At 38.4% G+C, this 19,221-nt stretch carries 16 protein-coding genes; 3 read left to right on the top strand and 13 right to left on the bottom strand.

All coding sequences use genetic code 11. From position 1 onward, the window contains the following. Positions 1 to 608 precede the first annotated feature (608 nt). On the top strand, positions 609 to 1,844 hold the full coding sequence (locus CZ487_RS08945; RefSeq protein ID WP_077210804.1) for an IS110 family RNA-guided transposase: 1,236 nt from the start codon (positions 609 to 611) through the stop codon (positions 1,842 to 1,844). A gap of 503 nt (positions 1,845 to 2,347) precedes the next feature. Here the strand turns inward: CZ487_RS08945 and CZ487_RS08940 are convergent. The 3 genes from CZ487_RS08940 to CZ487_RS08930 form a co-directional block, all read right to left on the bottom strand. Further along, on the bottom strand, positions 2,348 to 3,427 hold the full coding sequence (locus CZ487_RS08940) for a TRAP transporter substrate-binding protein (RefSeq protein WP_077211763.1): 1,080 nt from the start codon (positions 3,425 to 3,427) through the stop codon (positions 2,348 to 2,350). Positions 3,428 to 3,558: 131 nt separating this feature from the next. Next, positions 3,559 to 4,635 carry a TRAP transporter substrate-binding protein gene (locus CZ487_RS08935; protein ID WP_077211762.1) on the bottom strand — a complete coding sequence of 359 codons (1,077 nt, stop codon included), beginning with the start codon at positions 4,633 to 4,635 and terminating at the stop codon, positions 3,559 to 3,561. 270 nt (positions 4,636 to 4,905) lie between these two features. Then, positions 4,906 to 5,907 carry an LLM class flavin-dependent oxidoreductase gene (locus tag CZ487_RS08930; RefSeq protein WP_077211761.1) on the bottom strand — a complete coding sequence of 334 codons (1,002 nt, stop codon included), beginning with the start codon at positions 5,905 to 5,907 and terminating at the stop codon, positions 4,906 to 4,908. Between the two features lie 216 nt (positions 5,908 to 6,123). On the opposite strand from CZ487_RS08930, the gene yppF reads away from it, so the two are divergent. Together yppF and CZ487_RS08920 are read left to right on the top strand one after the other, a co-directional pair. Next, positions 6,124 to 6,351 (top strand): YppF family protein, encoded by a 228-nt coding sequence (gene yppF, locus CZ487_RS08925; protein WP_077211760.1) that lies wholly within the window; start codon positions 6,124 to 6,126, stop codon positions 6,349 to 6,351. Between the two features lie 281 nt (positions 6,352 to 6,632). Then, entirely contained in the window at positions 6,633 to 8,057 is a 1,425-nt protein-coding gene (locus CZ487_RS08920; RefSeq protein WP_084783164.1) for a Na+/H+ antiporter NhaC family protein, read from the top strand. A gap of 82 nt (positions 8,058 to 8,139) precedes the next feature. Here CZ487_RS08920 and CZ487_RS08915 read toward each other — a convergent pair whose 3' ends face one another. The 10 genes from CZ487_RS08915 to fabG all read right to left on the bottom strand — a co-directional run bounded on the left by CZ487_RS08915 (position 8,140) and on the right by fabG (position 19,217). After that, the gene (locus CZ487_RS08915; RefSeq protein WP_272914193.1) at positions 8,140 to 8,532 is read right to left on the bottom strand and encodes an acyl-CoA thioesterase; all 393 of its coding nucleotides are present in this window, start codon (positions 8,530 to 8,532) and stop codon (positions 8,140 to 8,142) included. 126 nt (positions 8,533 to 8,658) lie between these two features. Continuing rightward, complete coding sequence (locus CZ487_RS08910; protein ID WP_077211758.1) at positions 8,659 to 9,849, bottom strand: thiolase family protein; 1,191 nt, start codon at positions 9,847 to 9,849, stop codon at positions 8,659 to 8,661. Between the two features lie 203 nt (positions 9,850 to 10,052). Continuing rightward, positions 10,053 to 11,159, bottom strand: coding sequence for a 5-methyltetrahydropteroyltriglutamate--homocysteine S-methyltransferase (locus CZ487_RS08905; RefSeq protein ID WP_077211757.1), 1,107 nt, complete (start codon positions 11,157 to 11,159; stop codon positions 10,053 to 10,055). 171 nt (positions 11,160 to 11,330) lie between these two features. Then, a complete protein-coding gene (locus CZ487_RS08900) occupies positions 11,331 to 11,726 on the bottom strand; it encodes a secondary thiamine-phosphate synthase enzyme YjbQ (RefSeq protein WP_077211756.1) in 396 nt (131 codons plus the stop codon). Between the two features lie 220 nt (positions 11,727 to 11,946). Then, entirely contained in the window at positions 11,947 to 12,699 is a 753-nt protein-coding gene (locus CZ487_RS08895; RefSeq protein ID WP_077211755.1) for an SDR family NAD(P)-dependent oxidoreductase, read from the bottom strand. Between the two features lie 75 nt (positions 12,700 to 12,774). Beyond that, a complete protein-coding gene (locus CZ487_RS08890; protein WP_077211754.1) occupies positions 12,775 to 13,548 on the bottom strand; it encodes an SDR family oxidoreductase in 774 nt (257 codons plus the stop codon). A 155-nt stretch (positions 13,549 to 13,703) separates the two neighbouring features. Next, on the bottom strand, positions 13,704 to 15,701 hold the full coding sequence (locus tag CZ487_RS08885; protein ID WP_077211753.1) for an acetoacetate--CoA ligase: 1,998 nt from the start codon (positions 15,699 to 15,701) through the stop codon (positions 13,704 to 13,706). A 58-nt stretch (positions 15,702 to 15,759) separates the two neighbouring features. Beyond that, on the bottom strand, positions 15,760 to 16,785 hold the full coding sequence (locus tag CZ487_RS08880; protein ID WP_077211752.1) for a tripartite tricarboxylate transporter substrate binding protein: 1,026 nt from the start codon (positions 16,783 to 16,785) through the stop codon (positions 15,760 to 15,762). A 288-nt stretch (positions 16,786 to 17,073) separates the two neighbouring features. After that, the gene (locus CZ487_RS08875; RefSeq protein ID WP_077211751.1) at positions 17,074 to 18,093 is read right to left on the bottom strand and encodes a tripartite tricarboxylate transporter substrate binding protein; all 1,020 of its coding nucleotides are present in this window, start codon (positions 18,091 to 18,093) and stop codon (positions 17,074 to 17,076) included. Positions 18,094 to 18,452: 359 nt separating this feature from the next. Next, positions 18,453 to 19,217: a 3-oxoacyl-ACP reductase FabG gene (gene fabG / locus CZ487_RS08870; protein ID WP_077211750.1), complete on the bottom strand. Its 765-nt coding sequence runs from the start codon at positions 19,215 to 19,217 to the stop codon at positions 18,453 to 18,455. Positions 19,218 to 19,221 lie beyond the last annotated feature (4 nt).

The raw sequence follows: 19,221 nt of genomic DNA, 5'->3' as shown, positions 1-19,221 counted from the left end.
TCCCCCTCGTATAGTACTAGTAAGAGCTCTTTCTAGAAGAATTTCCAGTTGATCCGGATCCTCTAAAATTCACTCTAGATTCCTATAGGTTATCAAGGTTAGCCTTTCGGCTTCCCCATCTTAAATATTTTAGTTTTACCCTTGTTTCACCCACCTGATGGGGAAGCCGAGGTAAAGTTCAAACTATCAATAATAGATTAATGTGTTGTTCTTATTTCGCAGGGGGATAGTTTCCCTACTGCTTCTTTGAAATGCCTTTAACTGAATATCGAGAAATGGCGGAGAATGGAGGAAGCTCCAGCGTTTTACTCCGTCATTTTTTTATAGCGTTCATAGACCTGCTCATGGGACAATGGAACCGACAGGATCGTATCAGGATATTGCTTCTCCCCCTTGCGGACACTTTGGTGTACTGCTTCATAAGCCTGCTACCCATGGTTCATTATTGAAGGTCTAACCACTGGTTGCGCCGCCGTAAAAGAAGTGAGTGTAGCGCTCATGATGGACTTCTTTTCTTTGAGTGCTGATGACGAGGAAGACATCGATGATTCCCGTGGGCACCCAGGTCTGAACGTTCTTGATTAACTTACATACTGGAGGTGATTGGTATGTCACAAATGCTTGTTGGTGTAGATGTAAGCTTGAAGTCCCATCATGTCCATTTCATGAAGGAGGACGGGTCCACACTCGCCGACTTTTCTGTTTCTAATGATCAAACCGGGGCCGAAACCCTGATCAAACGAATGCTAGAAACTGCGGAAAAAAGTCAGGCCAACCAATTGAAGATTGGGATGGAAGCCACTGATCTTTACAGTTGGCACCTTGCCCATTATCTACAAGACCAAATGAAAGGCTATGAACCTAAGTTTCAAGCCTCTATCTACGTACTAAATGCGAGAAAAGTCGCTCGTTTCAAAAAAGGGTATGATTCTCTTGTAAAAAACGATCGCATAGATGCCTGGGTCATCGCTGACCACTTGCGCTTTGGCCGACTGCCAGCCCAAATGAAAGATGCCATACAATATGAAGCTCTTCAGCGCTTAACGCGAACAAGGTTTCATTTTATGCGGGAGATTGCCCGAAATAAAACGTATTTCCTTAACCAGCTCTTTTTAAAGTTCAGTGGACTGAGACAGGATAATCCATTTTCAGATAAATTCGGAGCTACGAGTATGGCTGTCATGGAGGAACTAGAGCCCGAAACGATCGCTGAAATGAGCCTCGAGGAACTCGTCGAGTTCCTGCAAGATAAAGGAAAAAACCGATTTGAAAAGCCAGAGGAAATCGCAAAATACCTTCAAAAGTTGGCTAGATCATCTTACCGGCTGAATAAGGCTATGCAGGACCCCGTAAATATTTCGATGTCTGTTACTTTAAGTACCATTCAACATATCGAGTCACAGGTAAAGCGTCTGGATAAAGAAATTGCCAAGTTAATGAAAGGCATACCGCAAACCCTAACGTCTGTAAAAGGAATTGGAGACGTTTATGCGGCAGGGTTGATAGCTGAAATTAGCGATATAAAGCGATTTAAAGATCATCATGCCTTAGCGAAATATGCAGGTTTGGTATGGAACCAGAACCAATCAGGCGAATTCGAATCCCAGGAAACGGCTAGAATGAGGACAGGTAATAAATACCTGCGTTACTACCTTATTCAAGCTGCCGATAAGATCCGAAAGTACGACTCTGAATATAAAGCTTTTTACACAAAGAAGTACGATGAAGTTCCAAAACATAAACACAAACGCGCTCTCGTCTTAACCGCAAGAAAACTGGTACGATTGGTGTTTTCGCTACTACGCACCAATCAGTTGTACACACCACCCGAAAGGAGAGATTAAAACTTCTCATTCACACCCTTTCAAACACCCAGCTTCACACTTGAAAGTATTGGTAAAAAATTGAAAATAGTGTGAGGTTTATTAGGTATACTCTTTTTTAAACACTTTTCAATGAAAGACAATATTAATTTCCAATTCATTGAATTTTAGTGCTTGACATATTACCACTGGGCTTAAATAGATAATTTGAAATCTTTTACGTACTTCGCAATAATAAAAACCAGAAATTGATTGAATCCCTTCCAACACCTCCTCTTCTTTTCTTAATATTAAAAAGAAATATCGTTTTTTTACAATAATTAATTTACTATTCAAAATTTACTGAATATTTACTATAATAAAATATAACAAACGATTTCAACCTTGTCAACCAACTAGTAGTTTGTTATTTAATCTTTAAACCAATGTCTAGTAATTCTTTAATAATGCTCTCAAGTTGTGAGTAACATAAAAATACCCTGCTAAAGTAACAGGGCATCACAGCATGACCATACATATAAAAATTATTCTTTACTAGCTTCTAAAATTTCCATCATTTTCTTCGTTCGATCATTCGTTTCTGCGAAACCTTTCCAATAGGTTTCTTTGGCAATTTCTCTAAATTCATTATAATCTTCTTGGGACATTTCAACGATTTCCAAGCCAATCTCCTTAGCAAAATCTAAACCATCTTGTGAATATTCTTTTGAAGCTGGAATCGTTTGCTGCTCGATTTCTAATGCCACTTCCATCATAATGTCTTGCAAATCGCTTGGTAGATTATCCCAAGTTTTTTGGCTAATGGCTATAATCCCAATAGCTGGATCTACTTCCCCTGGAACGGTTACATATTTGATTACTTCACCGAGATTCATAGATTCCATCGCATAGTATGGAAAACTTACAGCATCAACAGTTCCACGCAATAATCCTTCATAATAATCAGCAAATGGAATACTAGCAGTTCCAGCCCCCATGCTCTTATAAAACTCCCCTTTTAGAGTACCAACTGCATTTACGACTAACCCTTTCATGTCCGCCGGTTTGGTAATCGGAGAATTAGACAGATAGCCAGAGGAAGAGGTATGATAATAATGCAATGGTTTAACCCCGTATTCGAGCAATGCTTCCTCATACAATGGCCCAAATTCTGTTTCGCGCATCAGATGATTTAACTGTTCTTCACCTTTCCAAGCATAAGGCAGTGATGACCAGTTACCTTCAGGAATTTTATCAGCCCACGCTGCCGGTGTACCAACATGCAAATCAATTGTTCCACGTGCCAGAGCGTCTAGAGATTCGGACTGTCCTGCCAGTTGGTTGCTATAATAAACTTCAATTTCAATCCGGCCATTTGTTTTCTCCTTCACCATATCAGCGAAACCCGATGTCGCGATTTCAGCTGGTGTTGGCGCCCCATCAGGTGATGGAGGATTTTGTGAATTCATTTTTAAATGATAAACTTTATCTTTGTCAGCTTTTTCCCCTTCAGGCTGTGATGTTCCGGTTGAAGTGGTGTCAGCACCGCCACATGCCGCTAAAAAAAGCGTAGTTACAGCAGCTAAGACCAGCAAACCTGTAAACCTCCAAATTGCCTTATACATCCATTATCCCCCTTGATAAATACGAGTTAAAAACCTAAGGTATGCTTGATCTTGTTAGCAGCATGCTGATATTAGATAGAAAATATAATGATGCTATATTAATAATAATCAGTTTTTTTGCTGAAAACTTATTATTTTTTACTAGCTTCCAATATTTCAATCATTTTCTTTGTTCGATCATTTGTTTCTGCAAAACCTTTCCAATAGGTTTTCTTGGCGGTATCTAAGAATTCGTTATAACCTTCATCAGTCATTTCAACAATTTCAACCCCAATTTCTTTGGCATATTCGAAGCCTCTTGCTGAATATTCTTGGGAAGCTTTAATCGTTCTCTCTTCGATATCCATAGCCGTCTCCCAAATTATTTCTTGAAGATCAGTTGGCAATTTATCCCATGTCGATTGACTAATGACGATTAAAGATAGGGAAGGATCAATCTCCCCCGGAACCGTAATATAATCAACGACTTCCCCGAGTTTCATGACCTCAAGCGCATAGTAGGGAAAACTAACCGCATCAAACGTTCCGCGAAGCAAACCTTCATAGTAGTCTGCAAATGGGACACTTGAAATACCAGCACCCATCTCTTTATAGAAATTCCCCTTCAATGTACCAACTGCGTTCACGACTAAACCTTTCATATCCGATGGATTAGTAATCGGGGTATTGGATAAATAGCCAGCGGAACCTGTATAGTGATAGTGCAATGGTTTTACCCCATAATTCAATAATGCTTCTTCATATAATTTCCCGAATTCTGTTTCACGAAGTAGATGACTGAGTTCTTCTTCACTTTTCCAAGCAAAAGGCAATGAAGCAAAATTTCCTTCAGGAATTTTATCAGACCATGCCGCTGGCGTGATGACCTGCAAGTCAATCGTTCCCCTGGCTAGTGCATCAAGCGACTCTGACTGTCCTGCCAATTGATTGCTGTAAAAAACTTCAATATCCACTCGACCGTTTGTTTTTTCCCGTACCTCGTCAGCAAAAATATCTGTAGCGATCGTAGATGGTGTTGGTGGTCCACCAGCTGCTGGAGGATTAATTGTGTTCATTCTGAGATGAAATACTTTTTCTGCGTCAGCCTCACTTTCATCTGTTGAAGCATTATCAGTGCCTCCACCACATGATGAAAGGACTAACAGAATGCTTACTAAAAAGAAATATAAAACTATTAATTTAGCCTTTTGATACGATTGGCTATTCACTCTTCTTCCCCCTTAAAACTCTAATATTTTACTCGGAAATGTTATCCGAAATTACCACCTCTCCACACTATTATACTAAATATTCCAAATTTACAGAATTTTTAGTATAATCAAAAATATATCAAACCACCTATGCTATTGTCAATATAATAAATAAAAGTAAAACTGCTGAATTTTAACTATAAACTAAGGCCGCTGCAGCCCTTTTCCAAGCATGCTCTTGCTTGTAAACAAAAAACCCCTGTCGTCTAGACAAGGGCTGGTATTATATTAATTTCCGTCGACTACTTCCTTTAATATTTCATACGAACGTTTTTGTTTTTCTTGATCGTATATATAAGAAACGGCCATGATCTCATCTACATTAAACTTCTCTTGAAAACTCGTCAGTTGTTGTCGGATTGAATCCTTGCCACCCATCAACGTTACACTTGTCATGGATTCCGCTACTTGCTCTTCTTGAAGATTCCAAATCCCATCCATCGTATCCACCGGCGGTTTTAAAAAGGACTGTGTACCTCTTACTACATTCAAGAAAAATTGCTGCATCGTCGTTGATTCTTTTCTTGCCTCTTCATCACTTTCAGCGGCAATTACATTTAAACACACTGTCATATAAGGAGAATCCAAATACTTAGAAGGCTTGAATCTGTTACGGTAAATAGAAATAGCTTGCTCCATATAAGTTGGCGCAAAATGAGATGCAAATACATAAGGCAAACCTAACTCCGCGGCTAAATAAGCAGAATCTGTTGATGATCCAAGGACATAAATTGGAATATTTGTACCAACACCCGGATATGCTTTAACATAGCTTTGTTGCTCTTCAGGCCCAAAATATGTTAGCAGCGCTTTTACGTCATCAGGAAATGTATAAACAGAATCATTTTTCGATCTTCTTAGTGCACTCGCTGTCATCATATCTGTGCCCGGTGCACGTCCAAGCCCTAAATCCAATCGATTAGGATAAATGGTCGCCATTGTTCCAAACTGCTCGGCAACCACCAATGGAGAATGGTTAGGCAGCATCACACCGCCAGATCCTACACGAATATGATTTGTATGTTCCAGCGTATGTTTAATTAATATAGAAGTAGCTGAACTAACAAGAGTCTTTGTATTATGATGTTCTGCAATCCAATAGCGTTTATAACCCAGTTTCTCAGTATATTGAGCTAAATCAACCATAGAGGCAATTGCTTCCTTCGCTCCTTGACCTTCGCGAATAGGAACTAGATTTAATACTGAAACTGGTATATTTATATTTGTCATTACATGTATCCTTTCTCTTAAAGATTCATTATCTATAGTAGCAATCGAAACACAGAAAATATATTTTTCTGCTTACGCTTTGCAAACCTATTATCTGTTTTTAAAAAAATGTAGAAACTTGTCGTAAATTTTATTTCTTTTTTTATTACTTCCACCATACATAACGTGTTATACTTCTTATGCAAGCGTTTTCAAATTTTAAAGTGGAGTGATTATATGTTGTTTGAAGAATTAATCCATCGTTTTCAATTGGAAAAAAATCAACCTCCTCTTCATGCCAATGAACTATTAGACTTCGTTCAAAAATGCTATATTCAGAGAAAAATTACTGTCGGTGAATATAAGAAACTTTACCAAGAACTCAACAAAAGAAACGCTGAAAAACCGCATTCCTATATTATGAAAATAGACCAGCCACACACTCGTATTAATATCCCTGGATGAACAACATGTAATCTTTTGACAGAGTGATAAAGGAGTTCTATCATTCTTAGACTCCTTTTTGGTTATTTTATTTTCTCCTATCCAGTCAACCTCAAATTTTTAATAACTCCTTTGTTTTGTGCTATTAAACAAGTCTTTTTACACTATAAGTACCAATTGTTGCAAAAGAATCGGCACCTCTTGCAATTTTCCTTTTCCATTAATATTAATCATTCTCTTGTGGCACTACTAAGATGATTAATAGTTGAAAGGAATAGTTGTTTTTGTAGGAGGAAAAGACTTTGGAACACACATGGCTATCTTTGCTGCCCTTTTTAATTGTTATTTCCATGTCGATTTGGCTGAAGAACATCCTGCCTGGGCTAGTCGTTGGACTGCTAGTTGGTTCTTTGATTGTTAAGGCCAGTATCATTGAAGGAACATATCAGTCTGTTGACTATATTGTCACAACCTTATCAGATGGAACAAATATTACTATCATTGGATTTCTTTATTTATTTGGCGGCCTAGTGGGAATGATGAACATCTCTGGGGGCATTAAAGGCTTCTCTGAGTGGGTAGGAACAAAAATTAAAACTGAACGCGGGCTGCTCGGACTCATTTGGTTGACTCTCCCTTTTACGTTTATGATGCCAATGTTCCGCATTATGATGATTGGACCTGTAGTGAAGTCATTGATTAAGAAAATGAACCTGTCAAAGCGTAAAGTCGGATTGACCATGGATATTTCCACAGAGTCTGTTATTGTCCTCTTACCCGTTGCCACCGCTTTTGTTGGTTTCATGGTCTCACTAGTTGAAGGCGGAATTCGGGAACTCAATTTAGATATGGCTCCCTATGAAGTTTTTTTGCTTAGTATTTTATTCAATTTCTTTGCGATCGTTATGCTGGTGATTGGCATTATACAAACTTTCTGGACCCCTAAAAAATCAAAAGCCAACATCAAAACAGAACAAGAAATAGAAGAAGAGGAGGAACATGAATTTCATCGAATTGGGATTAAAAGAGAATTATCCCTGGTTAAAGCTCAACCATGGAATCTAATAGTCCCTGTCTTTTTACTGCTGGGGCTCTCCTTATATTTATTATGGAAAGACGGAATGGAAAGAGGAGCGCAATCGGTCTTTGAAGCTTTTTCAACAGCTGATGCCACATTTGTCATGCTTTTAGCTGTTTTTATCACTCTTATTGCAGCGTTTATTTTTTACATAATCAGAAAGCAGCCATTAAACGAAATTCTTTTCCATTTCTATGATGGGGGCAATCAGATGATGGAAGCAATCAGCTTGCTCATCCTCATCTGGGCACTGACACTGTCAGCCGATGACCTTGGGTTCTCCACATTTATTAGTTCTACACTGGGAGCATTCTTGCCAGCTTTCTTAACCCCAGCTGTAATTTTCCTGCTTGGGTCAGTGGTTGGTTATTTTATCGGATCTTCATGGGGAACATGGGGACTATTCATGCCTTTAGGGATGACATTGGCGGTTTCCACCGGGGCATCTATTCCATTAACCGTCGGTGCTGTGTTTGCCAGCGGGGCTTTTGGAGCATTGACCTCGCCTCTGGGTGATACAACTATTACAACAGCAGCTATTCTCGACTTGCCGATTGTTGATTATGCCCGCTATAAGTTAAAGATCTCCTCAATCGGTGCCATCATCGCGACACTTATCTATCTTGCAAGTGGATATATATTAACTTAGGAAAAACCCCCGTAAATAAGGCTCCATTCTATTCTATAATGTCCAGTAGAAAAGAATGGAGTGGTTTTCTTCATATTGAGAATCAAGCTAAATACTGTTCTAAAATCTCACGAAGCGCATGCGGAATTTCCACAGATTGCTCTGTTTCAAAATTAAAGCAAACCATTACAGCACCGCCACTAGCAATGATCTCTCCTGTTTCTGCATTCTTAATATCACTTTCCAAAATAAAGCTTTTGGTGCCGATTTTGGTAATTTTAGTCGAAACCTTGAGATACTGTTTAGCATAGGCTTGTCTTAGGTAATTACAATGAGAGGAAGCCACTACAAAACGAAGATTCGGGTAAGCATCTCTTTTAATTTGTTCAATTTGAATGAAATCAAAAAATTTTGTACGTGCCTCCTCCAAGTAGATATAATAACTTACATTATTCACATGCCCTGCTGCATCTGTTTCGCTGAACCTAACATAAATATCAATTTCAGGAATCCTTTTTATAAGAAACGCCTCCTGCTCAAATGAACTTTTAAAAACAACCAGGTCCTCTTTATGGAGGACCTAATTAGAAAAACGTATCAACTTTTGGAAAGTGAGACTCTATTAAGCTAAGTTCTCTATTAAAATAGCCATTCCCTGACCGCCGCCTACACAAAGGGTAGCAATGCCATACTTTTGATTGCGTCTTTTTAGCTCGTGCATCAATGTTACTACAAGACGAGTACCTGTAGCTCCAACAGGGTGTCCAAGAGCAATAGCCCCCCCATTTACGTTCACTTTCTCTTGATCGATGCCAAGTTCTCTAACAACAGCAACTGCCTGGGAAGCGAATGCTTCGTTTAATTCGAACAAATCTATTTCATCAATCGTTTTGCCTGTACGTTCTAAAAGTTTTTGTACAGCAGGAACAGGACCAATTCCCATAATTTCTGGTGACACGCCTACTGCAGCCCAATCAACAACGCGCGCCATTGGAGTAAGGTTTAACTCATTCGCTTTCTGTGCAGTCATAACCAAAACAGCCGCTGCTCCGTCATTGCGTCCGCAAGCATTCCCTGCCGTTACTGTCCCATCTTTCTTAAAAACTGGCTTTAAAGCAGCCAATTTTTCTAATGTCGTATCAGGGCGCGGGAATTCATCCTGTTCAAACAATACTGACTTCTTTTTCATCTTAACTTCTATAGGTGTAATTTCCTCTTTAAACTTACCCTCTTTGATTGCTACATCTGCTTTTCTTTGACTTTCAACAGAAAAAACATCTTGATCTTCTCTAGAGATATTGTATTTTTCAGCCACATTTTCAGCCGTGATTCCCATTCCAAGATCTGAACCATAAATCTCCTTTGGCTGTTGACCAGCTTCTGTATTGGAATCAACAAGGTGAGGAGTACCGCCGCCAAAACGGGATTCTCTTAAATAAATCGGAGAAAGGCTCATGCTTTCTGCTCCGCCCGCCACTACGATTTCTGCTTGGTTGGATTGTATTTGCTGTACAGCAGATGCAATCGCTTGCATACCAGAGGCACAAAGGCGGTTGATCGTGAATGCAGGTCTGGAATCCGGAATACCTGCTCTTAATGCAGCAACTCTTGCAACGTTTGAAGATTCTGTTGATTGTCTAACTTCTCCCAAAATCACTTCGTCTACCTGTTCTGGACTGATATTTGCCCGGTTCATTACTTCCTTGATTACATGACTTGCCAAAAAACCGGAATTGATATCTTTTAAAGTTCCTCCATATCTAGCAATCGGGGTACGTGCCCCGCTGACAATTACTACGTCTTGATTGTTCATTTTACAATCCCCCATTTATTCTTAAAATTTATAATTTTCGACTTTATTAGTATTCGCTGTTCATCCAAGCACTTCCTTCACGAAATGTATATTCGCAATTTTCCGACATTATTATCCAACAAAAAATAACAAAGAAATTAACATAAAAACCAGCCTACACAGGATTTCGTCATCTAGTGTGGGCTGGCTTTTCTTCTTTTTATTTATTTCCAAACATTATTTGCAATCTCAACAACATGCCTTAATTTTGCCCATTGCTGTTCTTCTGTCAACAAGTTCCCTTCTTCTGTAGATGCAAATCCGCACTGCGGGCTCAAACAAAGCTGATTTAAATCAACATATTGGGACGCTTCTTCAATTCTTCGTTTAATGTCATCCGGATTTTCTAATTCTCCAAACTTAGAGGTAATTAAGCCTAGAACAATTTGCAAGTCAGGACGGTTGACGAATCGAAGAGGTTCGAACCCTCCAGCACGGTCACTATCATATTCTAAGAAGAATCCGTCAATATTTAATCCGCCAAATAAGATTTCTGCAACAGGTTCATACCCCCCAGAAGAAATCCACGTTGAACGGAAGTTTCCTCTGCAAATATGCATAGTAATTTTCATATCATCTGGACGGCCGCTGACCGCATCATTGATCGTTTTCAAATAAAGCTGACTAATTTGATCCGGGTTTAATCCTTTTTCCTTCATTGCCGCTCTTTGCTCATCCGAACAAAGGTATGCCCAAGAAGTGTCATCGAGCTGCAGGTAGCGGCAGCCTGCATCATAAAATGCTCTAATCGCCTTTTTATAGGTCTGACCAAGGTCATGAAAGAACTCGTCCTGATCGGGATAAACACTGCTATCAACTTCTCCTCTAAAATGAAGCATACTTGGGCTCGGGATTGTCATTTTAGCGCTGTGATTTCCTGCAATACTATGTAAAAACTTATAATCCTCGATCATCGGATGGTTATGAAAATTAAGCTTGCTATTCACCTTAATTCCACGTGATTTCGTTTGTTTTTGTTGAAATTGAATGCCGTTGTCTGCCTCATATGCTTCAACACCGATAAGATTTTCTAGAAAATCAAAATGCCACCAAGCGCGGCGAAATTCTCCGTCCGTAACAGCCTGCAATCCGACTTCTTTTTGCTTTTCAACAATCCGTTTAATCTCCTCATTTTCAACGGTCCGAAGTTGCTCCGCCGTAATCTCTCCTGCAGATCTTTGAATACGTGCTTTTTTAATCTCTTCAGATCTTAGCAAGCTTCCAACCTGATCTGCTCGAAATGGTGCTGCATATTTTTGTAGTTGTGACATTGAAGATCTCCTCTTTCCTAAAAGTTTCTAGTATAACGTAATAGAACTCAACACTATGATCTTATCATAGTTTATTAAACTTTTTGGAAGGTTCTAATATGTATGAATAATATCTTACAATAATTACTAAGGATTATGCAATTCCTTCTCTACGATTTTCCGCTATCGAGACTAGCATATTTTCACAAAGAAGGTGCGTGGTCGAGGTCCATCAAACTCACAAAAATAAATGCCCTGCCATGTTCCTAACAGTAACATGTTATCAGTAACAATCACATACTGAGATGCACCAACTGTACTTGCTTTCATATGTGCAGCAGTATTTCCTTCCATATGCCGGTCCTTTTCATCTTGCCATGGATACACTTCATCAAAACGTCGGATCATATCTCGTTTCACATCAGGGTCGGCATTCTCATTAATCGTAATCCCAGCCGTAGTATGCGGACAATAGACAACAACCGCTCCGTCTCTTATCCCCATATCTGTTACAAAACGCTGCACTTCATTCGTTACCTCAATCATTTCATCCCGCTTGTTAGTTTGGAGTGTAAATTTCTTTAACATATTTATATTCATCCTTTACTTTGTTAAATTTGTACGGTCGATCCCAACACCAGTATAGCTCTCATGACCATATTGATAAAATAATATAAAAATGTAAAGAGGCTGCTCAAAAAGTCGTTTTAAACGTCCTTTGAGTCAGCCTCTTTTACATTACAACGCTAAGCTAAAAGCGATACGAGGTTATTAGCAAGTGATCTTATACAAGTTTATGGTTTCGATTTTATTTCCCTAACAGTGTACCACCATCAACAACCATCGTGGTTCCTGTTATAAAAGATGCTTCATCTGATGCTAGAAATAGAATTGCATTTGCGACTTCTTCCGGTTGACCTATACGACGCAGTGCGTTGGCGGTAGACAATATAGGCCACTTATCTGCTTTTCTCCACCCAGATATAATAGCTGTATCTATAATACCTGGTGCAATGGCATTTACACGAATATTTTGTTTACCATATTCAAGAGCGGTACTTTTAGTAATCGCAATTACACCACTTTTAGCAGCTGTATAAGCTGCCACCAATTTCTGCCCTTTTATTCCAGCAACACTCGCAGTATTAATGACGGAACCTCCACCATTCTTAATCATTTCGGGTATCGCATACTTCATACCAAGAAACACACTGTCTAAGCAAACATCAACTACTTTATTCCATTCATCAATCGGTACATTGGAAATTTTGTTTTCTGTTTGGGAAACACCAGCATTATTTACCATTACATCTAATTTTCCATATAGTTGAACTGTTCTATTAACTAGCTGTTCAACTTCCTCGGGTTTTGTAACATCTGTATGTTGAAAGACAGCCGATTGGCCACTTTCTTTGATCATTCGAACTGTCTCTTCTCCTGTGCTTTCGTTCCAATCCGCAAGCATTAATTGAGCTCCTTCACTCGCAAATCGCAGTGCTGTCGCTCTTCCTATACCACTTCCTGCACCAGTTATAATCACTGTCTTGTTATCTAGTCTCATTCTCCCACCTCAATTTCTTTATTTTTTAAGATTTATAAGTTCATAAAGCTAAATTATGAACTTATTATTTCTTCTTTATAATGTACTGCCGCCATCTACACTTAATACCGTTCCGGTCACAAAATCACTTGCTCTTGTGGCTAAATATAGCGCAGCACCTCTTAACATATTTTCATCGCCAATTTTATTTAACGGAATTGTTTCCAGTACTTTATCTTCTTTTTGCTCTAAAGTACCTTTTGTCATCTTCGTTCTGAACATTCCCGGGGCAATGGCATTAACATAGATATTATGTCTCGCCCATTTCATGGCTAAATCCTTTGAAAAATGAATAACCGCAGCTTTGCTTGTCGTATACCCGATCGTGTTTGTCACTTCAGGCGGTCTAACTGTTAACCCTGCTGCTGATGCAATATTAATAATTTTTCCGTACTTTCGTTCAATCATATGCTTTCCAACTGCCTTACTCATTAGGAAAGTCCCTGTTACATTTACATTCATCACTTTATTCCATGCTTCAAGAGGCATTTCTTCCACTGGTGCACCCCAGGTAGCCCCGCTATTATTGACTAAAATATCAATTTTACCGAAGTCTTCTACTATTTGCGCAACAACCTCTTCTACCTGTAACTCACTAGTCACATCTAGCGCGTAACTTTTTGCTTTTATCCCATATTCACGCACAAGCATTTCAGCTACTTCGTCACAATTCCCCTTATTTCTTGAGCAGAGTGCAAGCTGGCAGCCCATTTCTGCATATACCTCAGCTATTTGTTGGCCAAGGCCCCGACCTCCACCCGTTATAATCGCAACTTTTCCAGTTAAATCAAATAATTCTATAACTTTCATCTTGCTTCACCTCTTTTTTTGTATATAAATGAAAAAATCTCTTTTACTTAATTTCTCCTGTTAATCTAGGTGAATTTTGCTTCTGCTTGAAATTGAATATTTCTGAATACCATAGTGTACATTAGCAAATTTTTTCAGCGGAGAATTTGTATGAATTAAAAAAGCTTTTCCTTATTTAACTCACTAAAATGATTTGCCAGTTCAATAAAAAAGGGAAGGGATTCTGGATTGTTCATGGAATCAGGGTTTATTGCCTTTTCCATTTCAAAGCCTAATAATAGTTTCCGAATCGGCACCTCCATTTTCTTCCCATTTAATGTTTTCGGGATTTGTGGTACTTCATATATTTCATCAGGCATAAACCTTGGCGAAATATTTACTTTTATTTGCTCCTTGATTTTTATTCTTAAATCATCTGTTAAGCAGTTGCCTTCTTTTAAAACAACAAATAACAATAAAGAAGCATTACGGCCCAAAACTTCTAAATCAATCACAAGACTTTCAAGTATTTCATCTAAGTCCTCGACCATACGATAAATGTCGCTCGTTCCCATTCGAACACCGGAACGATTAATGGTTGAATCTGAACGGCCATAAATGATACTGCTGCCTTTCTCATCGATTTTTATCCAATCCCCATGCTTCCACACGCCAGGGTACGTATCAAAATAACTACTAATATATCTTTTATTATCTTTATCGTTCCAGAAGTATAGTGGCATAGTTGGCATCGGTTTTGTGATAACAAGTTCACCGACTTCATTAATTAAAGAGATTCCATTTTCATCAAAAGCTTGAGCATTTACACCTAAGCATCTTCCTTGGATTTCACCTATTCTTACAGGCAAAATAGGAACTCCCCCCACAAAACCACTACACACATCTGTGCCTCCACTTGAGGAGGCCAGCCAAACGTCCTTTTTCACATTTTCATATACCCATAGAAATGCTTCTTCTGTTAATGGTGCACCAGTTGAATTGACAGATATTAATGAAGAAAGGTCATATTCATTTGGCTTGACTCTTTGTTTCATTGAATTGATTAAAAAAGGAGCGCTTGTTCCAAAATCCGTTATTCCGATGTCCTCAGCTAATTTCCACAGTACATTCATACTTGGATAGGACGGGCTTCCATCATAAAGAACAATCGATGACCCTGCAATTAGATTCCCTACTAGATTGTTCCACATCATCCATCCCGTTGTTGTAAACTGAAAGGTTATGTTTTCAGTTGTCAGCCCTTTTTGTATAACCATTGATTTAAGTTGATCAATGACAAGTCCGCCATGACTATGAACAATGGGTTTTGGCATTCCAGTCGTTCCAGATGAATAAACAATCCATAACGGATGATCAAAAGGTAGACTTTCATATGTAAGCTCAACTTTTGGCTCTAATAATTTACCCCAGAGGATAATGTTATCAAGTTTTTCATCTAGGCTCTCTTTTTCCATATAAGGAACGAGGATCGTTTGCTTTAGGGAGTCCCCTAATTCTTTTTGCAACTGGGAAACAACAGATGTTTTATCAAATGTTTTTCCGTTGTAATGATAGCCATCAACCGCAAACATCACAACAGGCTCAATTTGCTGAAATCGGTCAACAACACTCTTTGCACCAAAATCAGGCGAACAACTTGACCAAATGGCTCCAATACTTGCTGAAGCAAGAAATGCAATAACTGTTTCAGGAATATTTGGCATAAAGGAAGCGACGCGATCGCCTGGCCTAACACCCAAATCTCTTAAAGAATGGGCAACGGATGCTACACTCTCCTTAAGCTCCCTCCAACTAACCTCTCTTTTTTCTACTTTCTCTGATCGAAAAAATATTGCCGTTTTGTCCCCTTGATACTTAGAAAACATATTTTCTGTATAATTCAGTCTAGCTCCCTCAAACCACTTGGCACCTGGCATTCTTTCATCTGCTAGAACTCTATCAAACTTCCGCTGGGCTTTCACTCCACAAAAATCCCAAACAGACTCCCAAAAATCTTCTAATTCATCAACTGACCATTTCCATAAATCATTATAGCCACGAAAAGACAAACCCTTAGTTTCTTTTAACCAATTCATATATTTTGTTATATTAGCATTTTGTATAAATGCTTGAGAGGGTTCCCAAATTACTTCGCCTTGTCTGTTTAGCCTCACTGCAAATTCCCCTTTCTAAATTAAGGGACCCCTTGTTGAAGGTCCCTTTGTTTGCTATTTATTGCTTAGTTACCCTATCAACTACACTTCCAAATTCATCAGTCATACCTGCTAGATAATCCATAACCTCTTTTTGACTCATTTTCAGGATGGTAAAACTGTTTTTATCAGCAAATTCCTTAAGTCTTGGATCTTCGGCAGTCTTTTGAATAACTTCTTCCCATTTCGCAACGACATCCTCAGGTAGGCCGGCAGGTCCACCTATGCCAGCAACAGCATTAAGTACAAGGTTCTCGTATCCTAATTCTTTTAAAGTAGGAACACCCGGCAAGGCAGCAGATTCTTCCTCATTAAGTGTCGCCAATAAATTCAAATCTCCTGACTCCCATGGTCCAAGCATTGTTATTGGCGGATCAAGTGAAATATCGACATGACCTCCCAGTAAAGCAGCAGTAGATTCTCCGGCACCTTTAAAATTCACAATTTCCCAGTTCAACTTAAAATCTTCCGCTTTATTGATTAATTCTGCAAAGAGGCTGTTTGTAATTGCAGATGATGCCACAGTAACTTTGTTCGTTTTAGAGTACTCAATCAACTCTTCAAATGTTTGGAAAGGTGCATCCTTAGAAGCCCCAATCACATACTGATAACCTAGAATTGGTGCAACAAGAGTAAAATCATCTCCACTAAAATCCATTAATTTAAGATGGGGGTTAATTGCATATAAAGTTGTACCCATACCCATTGCCATTGTATAGCCATCTGGTTTGGCTTTCATGAGTGTTGAATACATCGTTAAGCCTCCGCCACCCGTTTCATTTTTGATAATAATTTTTTGACCTAAATGTTCCTCTGCTATTTCAGCAAACTGTCTTGTGAATAGGTCTGTTGATCCACCAGCACTAAAGGATAGCATTAATGTAACTGGCTTCTTCGGATAATCAGATGAGTCCCCTTCAGATTTGGAAGCACTTTCATTTTTTTCCGAATTACTTGTATTAGCAGTATTATTTCCTCCACATGCTGCCAAGAGAAGCAACAAACAAATCGCCAACAACGATATACTAGTTCTAATTTTTTTCAATAGAGTTCCTCCTTTAGTTATTATATTATTCAAAATATTTCAAATATAATTAAATATTAAAACATGTACAGTACAATATCTAATATGTATTAGTAATCATCTTAATACCTTTTAGGTATCATTTTAATTATTTATGCTAGATTACTAACTTCGGCAAAAATTATAATAAAAACAACCCAGGAAAAGGAATGGACTGCTCCAATTGAAATTTGAAACAGCCTTTAAAATGTTGTTCTGCTTAGTTCTCAGTTCTCCTAAACTAGTATTTTTATGTTCCTATCCTAATCTCTATTCAATTACTCGTTCTACAACACTGCCTAGCTGTTTACCTAATTCACCAAAGAACTCCACCGTTTCTTCTTCATTCATATTTGTTAAACGAAAGCCATTCTTTTTGGCAAACTCTTTAAGTGCAGGGTCTTCTAGTGTCTTAGCGATAGCCTCTTCCCATTTTGCCTTCACATCATCCGGAAGCCCTGCAGGTCCACCAAGCCCAATTGTAGAGGCAAGATTGAGTTCATATCCCATTTCTTTTAAAGTTGGTACATCTGAAAGGAGATCTGATCTTTCCTGATTAAGCTGTGCTAATATATTCATATCCCCTGACTCAGCAGGACCGAGATAACTGAGAGGCGGGTCAAGGACCATGTCGACATGTCCTCCAAGGATTGCTGCAGAAGCTTCTCCACTGCTTTTATAGTTAACAATATCCCAATTTAATTGGAAGTCCTCTGCCTGATTAATTGATTCAATAAATAGACTATTTACAAGGGCAGGTGAAGCAACAGCCACCTTATTATTTTTTGAGTATTCAATCATCTCTTCAAATGTTTGAAACGGAGCCTTTGAAGAAGCAGCTATGATATATTCATATTGCAGTATTGTAGATATGAGGGAAAAATCCTCTGGGGTATAATCCATTAGTTTCGTATATTGATTTGTTGCATACAAGCTTGTTCCTAAACATAGACACATTGAGTAACCATCTGGATTCGCTTTTGCAATCGTAGAATAAAGAGTTAGGCCACCTCCACCAGTTTCATTTTTTATGATAATTCTTTGTCCTAGATGCTTTTCAGCGATGTCGGCAAATTGTCTTGTAAACAGATCTGTTGTTCCTCCAGCACCAAACGGAATCATAAGCGTAACTGGCCTCTTTGGATAATCTGAAGCTTTCTTTTCTGAATTGGATACGCTTTCATTATTATCCGAAGCGTTAGTACTTGATGTATTATTGCCACCACAAGCTGCCAGGATAAGTAATAAACAAATAACCAACAAAGTAATTGCACTCTTACCTTTCTTCAAAGAATATCTCCTCCAGTTAATTTATTTTCTGAATACTCAGATTATATTTTAATATTAAAGTATGATTAAACAAATATCTAATACGTATTTAGCACTACCATAATACCTTATAGTATCAGTATAAAAAAACGTGTTTTATATTATCTAACTTAAAAAATATTAATGAGTGTAAGACAATACTAACCGATAGAATAAAAAGAAATACAAAAAAATTGGTTTCAATAAAAAATATTGAAACCGCCTTTAAAGGAGAAGAAATTGTGTTTTCATTGGTAATCTATACTAATAACAAGAACTATTTAAATAACTTTAGTTATCATCTACTCCCATTCGGTTATATTTATGATGAAGATCCCCTCCTAATTCTTTGGACCTCCTGCAACATAAATAACTTGGCCGCTCACAAATGAAGAACGTTCATCTGCGAAAAAAGCAACGGTATGAGCAATATCTTCCGGCTTTCCGCTTCTTTGAACAGGTATTGCATTAGCTCTTGCTTTAACAAATTCATCAAATGGAATGCCAACTCTTTCGGCTGTCGCTTTTGTCATTTCTGTCTCAATAAATCCTGGTGCTACTGCATTTGCTGTAATACCATACTTCCCTAATTCAATTGCAAGTGTTTTTGTGAGACCCTGTAGTCCTGCTTTTGCTGTTGAGTAATTAGCCTGCCCTCTATTCCCTAGCGCAGATGTTGAAGAAATATTGATGATTCTTCCATACTTATTTTTCACCATATATTGTTGCGCTGCACGCGCAGCGTAAAAAGCACCTTTTAGGTGGATATCCATTACAGTTAACCAATCTTCATCAGTCATCTTGAACAGCAAGTTATCACGAATAACTCCTGCATTATTTACAAGAATATCAACTGACCCAAATTTCTCAGCAACTTCTTGCATTGCCTGCTCTACTTGATCTTTTTCGGTAACACTTGCTACTTTTGCATAAACAGAAAACCCTTTTTCTTTTAATTCAGCTTCCGTTTCACGCAAAGCTTGTTCATTCACATCAATAATGGCAACCTTTGCACCTTCCATTGCAAAACGCTCCACAATTGCTTTTCCAATCCCTCTGCTTCCACCTGTTACAAATGCTGTTCTTCCATCAAACCTTTCAGTCATTCTT

This window comes from Robertmurraya dakarensis, from assembly GCF_900156875.1.
GTDB lineage: Bacteria > Bacillota > Bacilli > Bacillales > Cytobacillaceae > Robertmurraya > Robertmurraya dakarensis.
The sequence above is the reverse complement of the archived record's forward strand: the minus strand, read 5'-3'. Positions and strand labels throughout refer to the sequence as shown.

What these genes read in the sequence shown, in the direction of transcription:
- CZ487_RS08945 (WP_077210804.1), top strand. Translation starts at nt 609, where the DNA reads ATGTCACAAATGCTTGTTGGTGTAGATGTAAGCTTGAAGTCCCATCAT.
- CZ487_RS08940 (WP_077211763.1), bottom strand. Translation starts at nt 3,427, where the DNA reads ATGTATAAGGCAATTTGGAGGTTTACAGGTTTGCTGGTCTTAGCTGCT.
- CZ487_RS08930 (WP_077211761.1), bottom strand. Translation starts at nt 5,907, where the DNA reads ATGACAAATATAAATATACCAGTTTCAGTATTAAATCTAGTTCCTATT.
- yppF (WP_077211760.1), top strand. Translation starts at nt 6,124, where the DNA reads ATGTTGTTTGAAGAATTAATCCATCGTTTTCAATTGGAAAAAAATCAA.
- CZ487_RS08910 (WP_077211758.1), bottom strand. Translation starts at nt 9,849, where the DNA reads ATGAACAATCAAGACGTAGTAATTGTCAGCGGGGCACGTACCCCGATT.
- CZ487_RS08905 (WP_077211757.1), bottom strand. Translation starts at nt 11,159, where the DNA reads ATGTCACAACTACAAAAATATGCAGCACCATTTCGAGCAGATCAGGTT.
- CZ487_RS08900 (WP_077211756.1), bottom strand. Translation starts at nt 11,726, where the DNA reads ATGTTAAAGAAATTTACACTCCAAACTAACAAGCGGGATGAAATGATT.
- CZ487_RS08895 (WP_077211755.1), bottom strand. Translation starts at nt 12,699, where the DNA reads ATGAGACTAGATAACAAGACAGTGATTATAACTGGTGCAGGAAGTGGT.
- CZ487_RS08890 (WP_077211754.1), bottom strand. Translation starts at nt 13,548, where the DNA reads ATGAAAGTTATAGAATTATTTGATTTAACTGGAAAAGTTGCGATTATA.
- fabG (WP_077211750.1), bottom strand. Translation starts at nt 19,217, where the DNA reads ATGACTGAAAGGTTTGATGGAAGAACAGCATTTGTAACAGGTGGAAGC.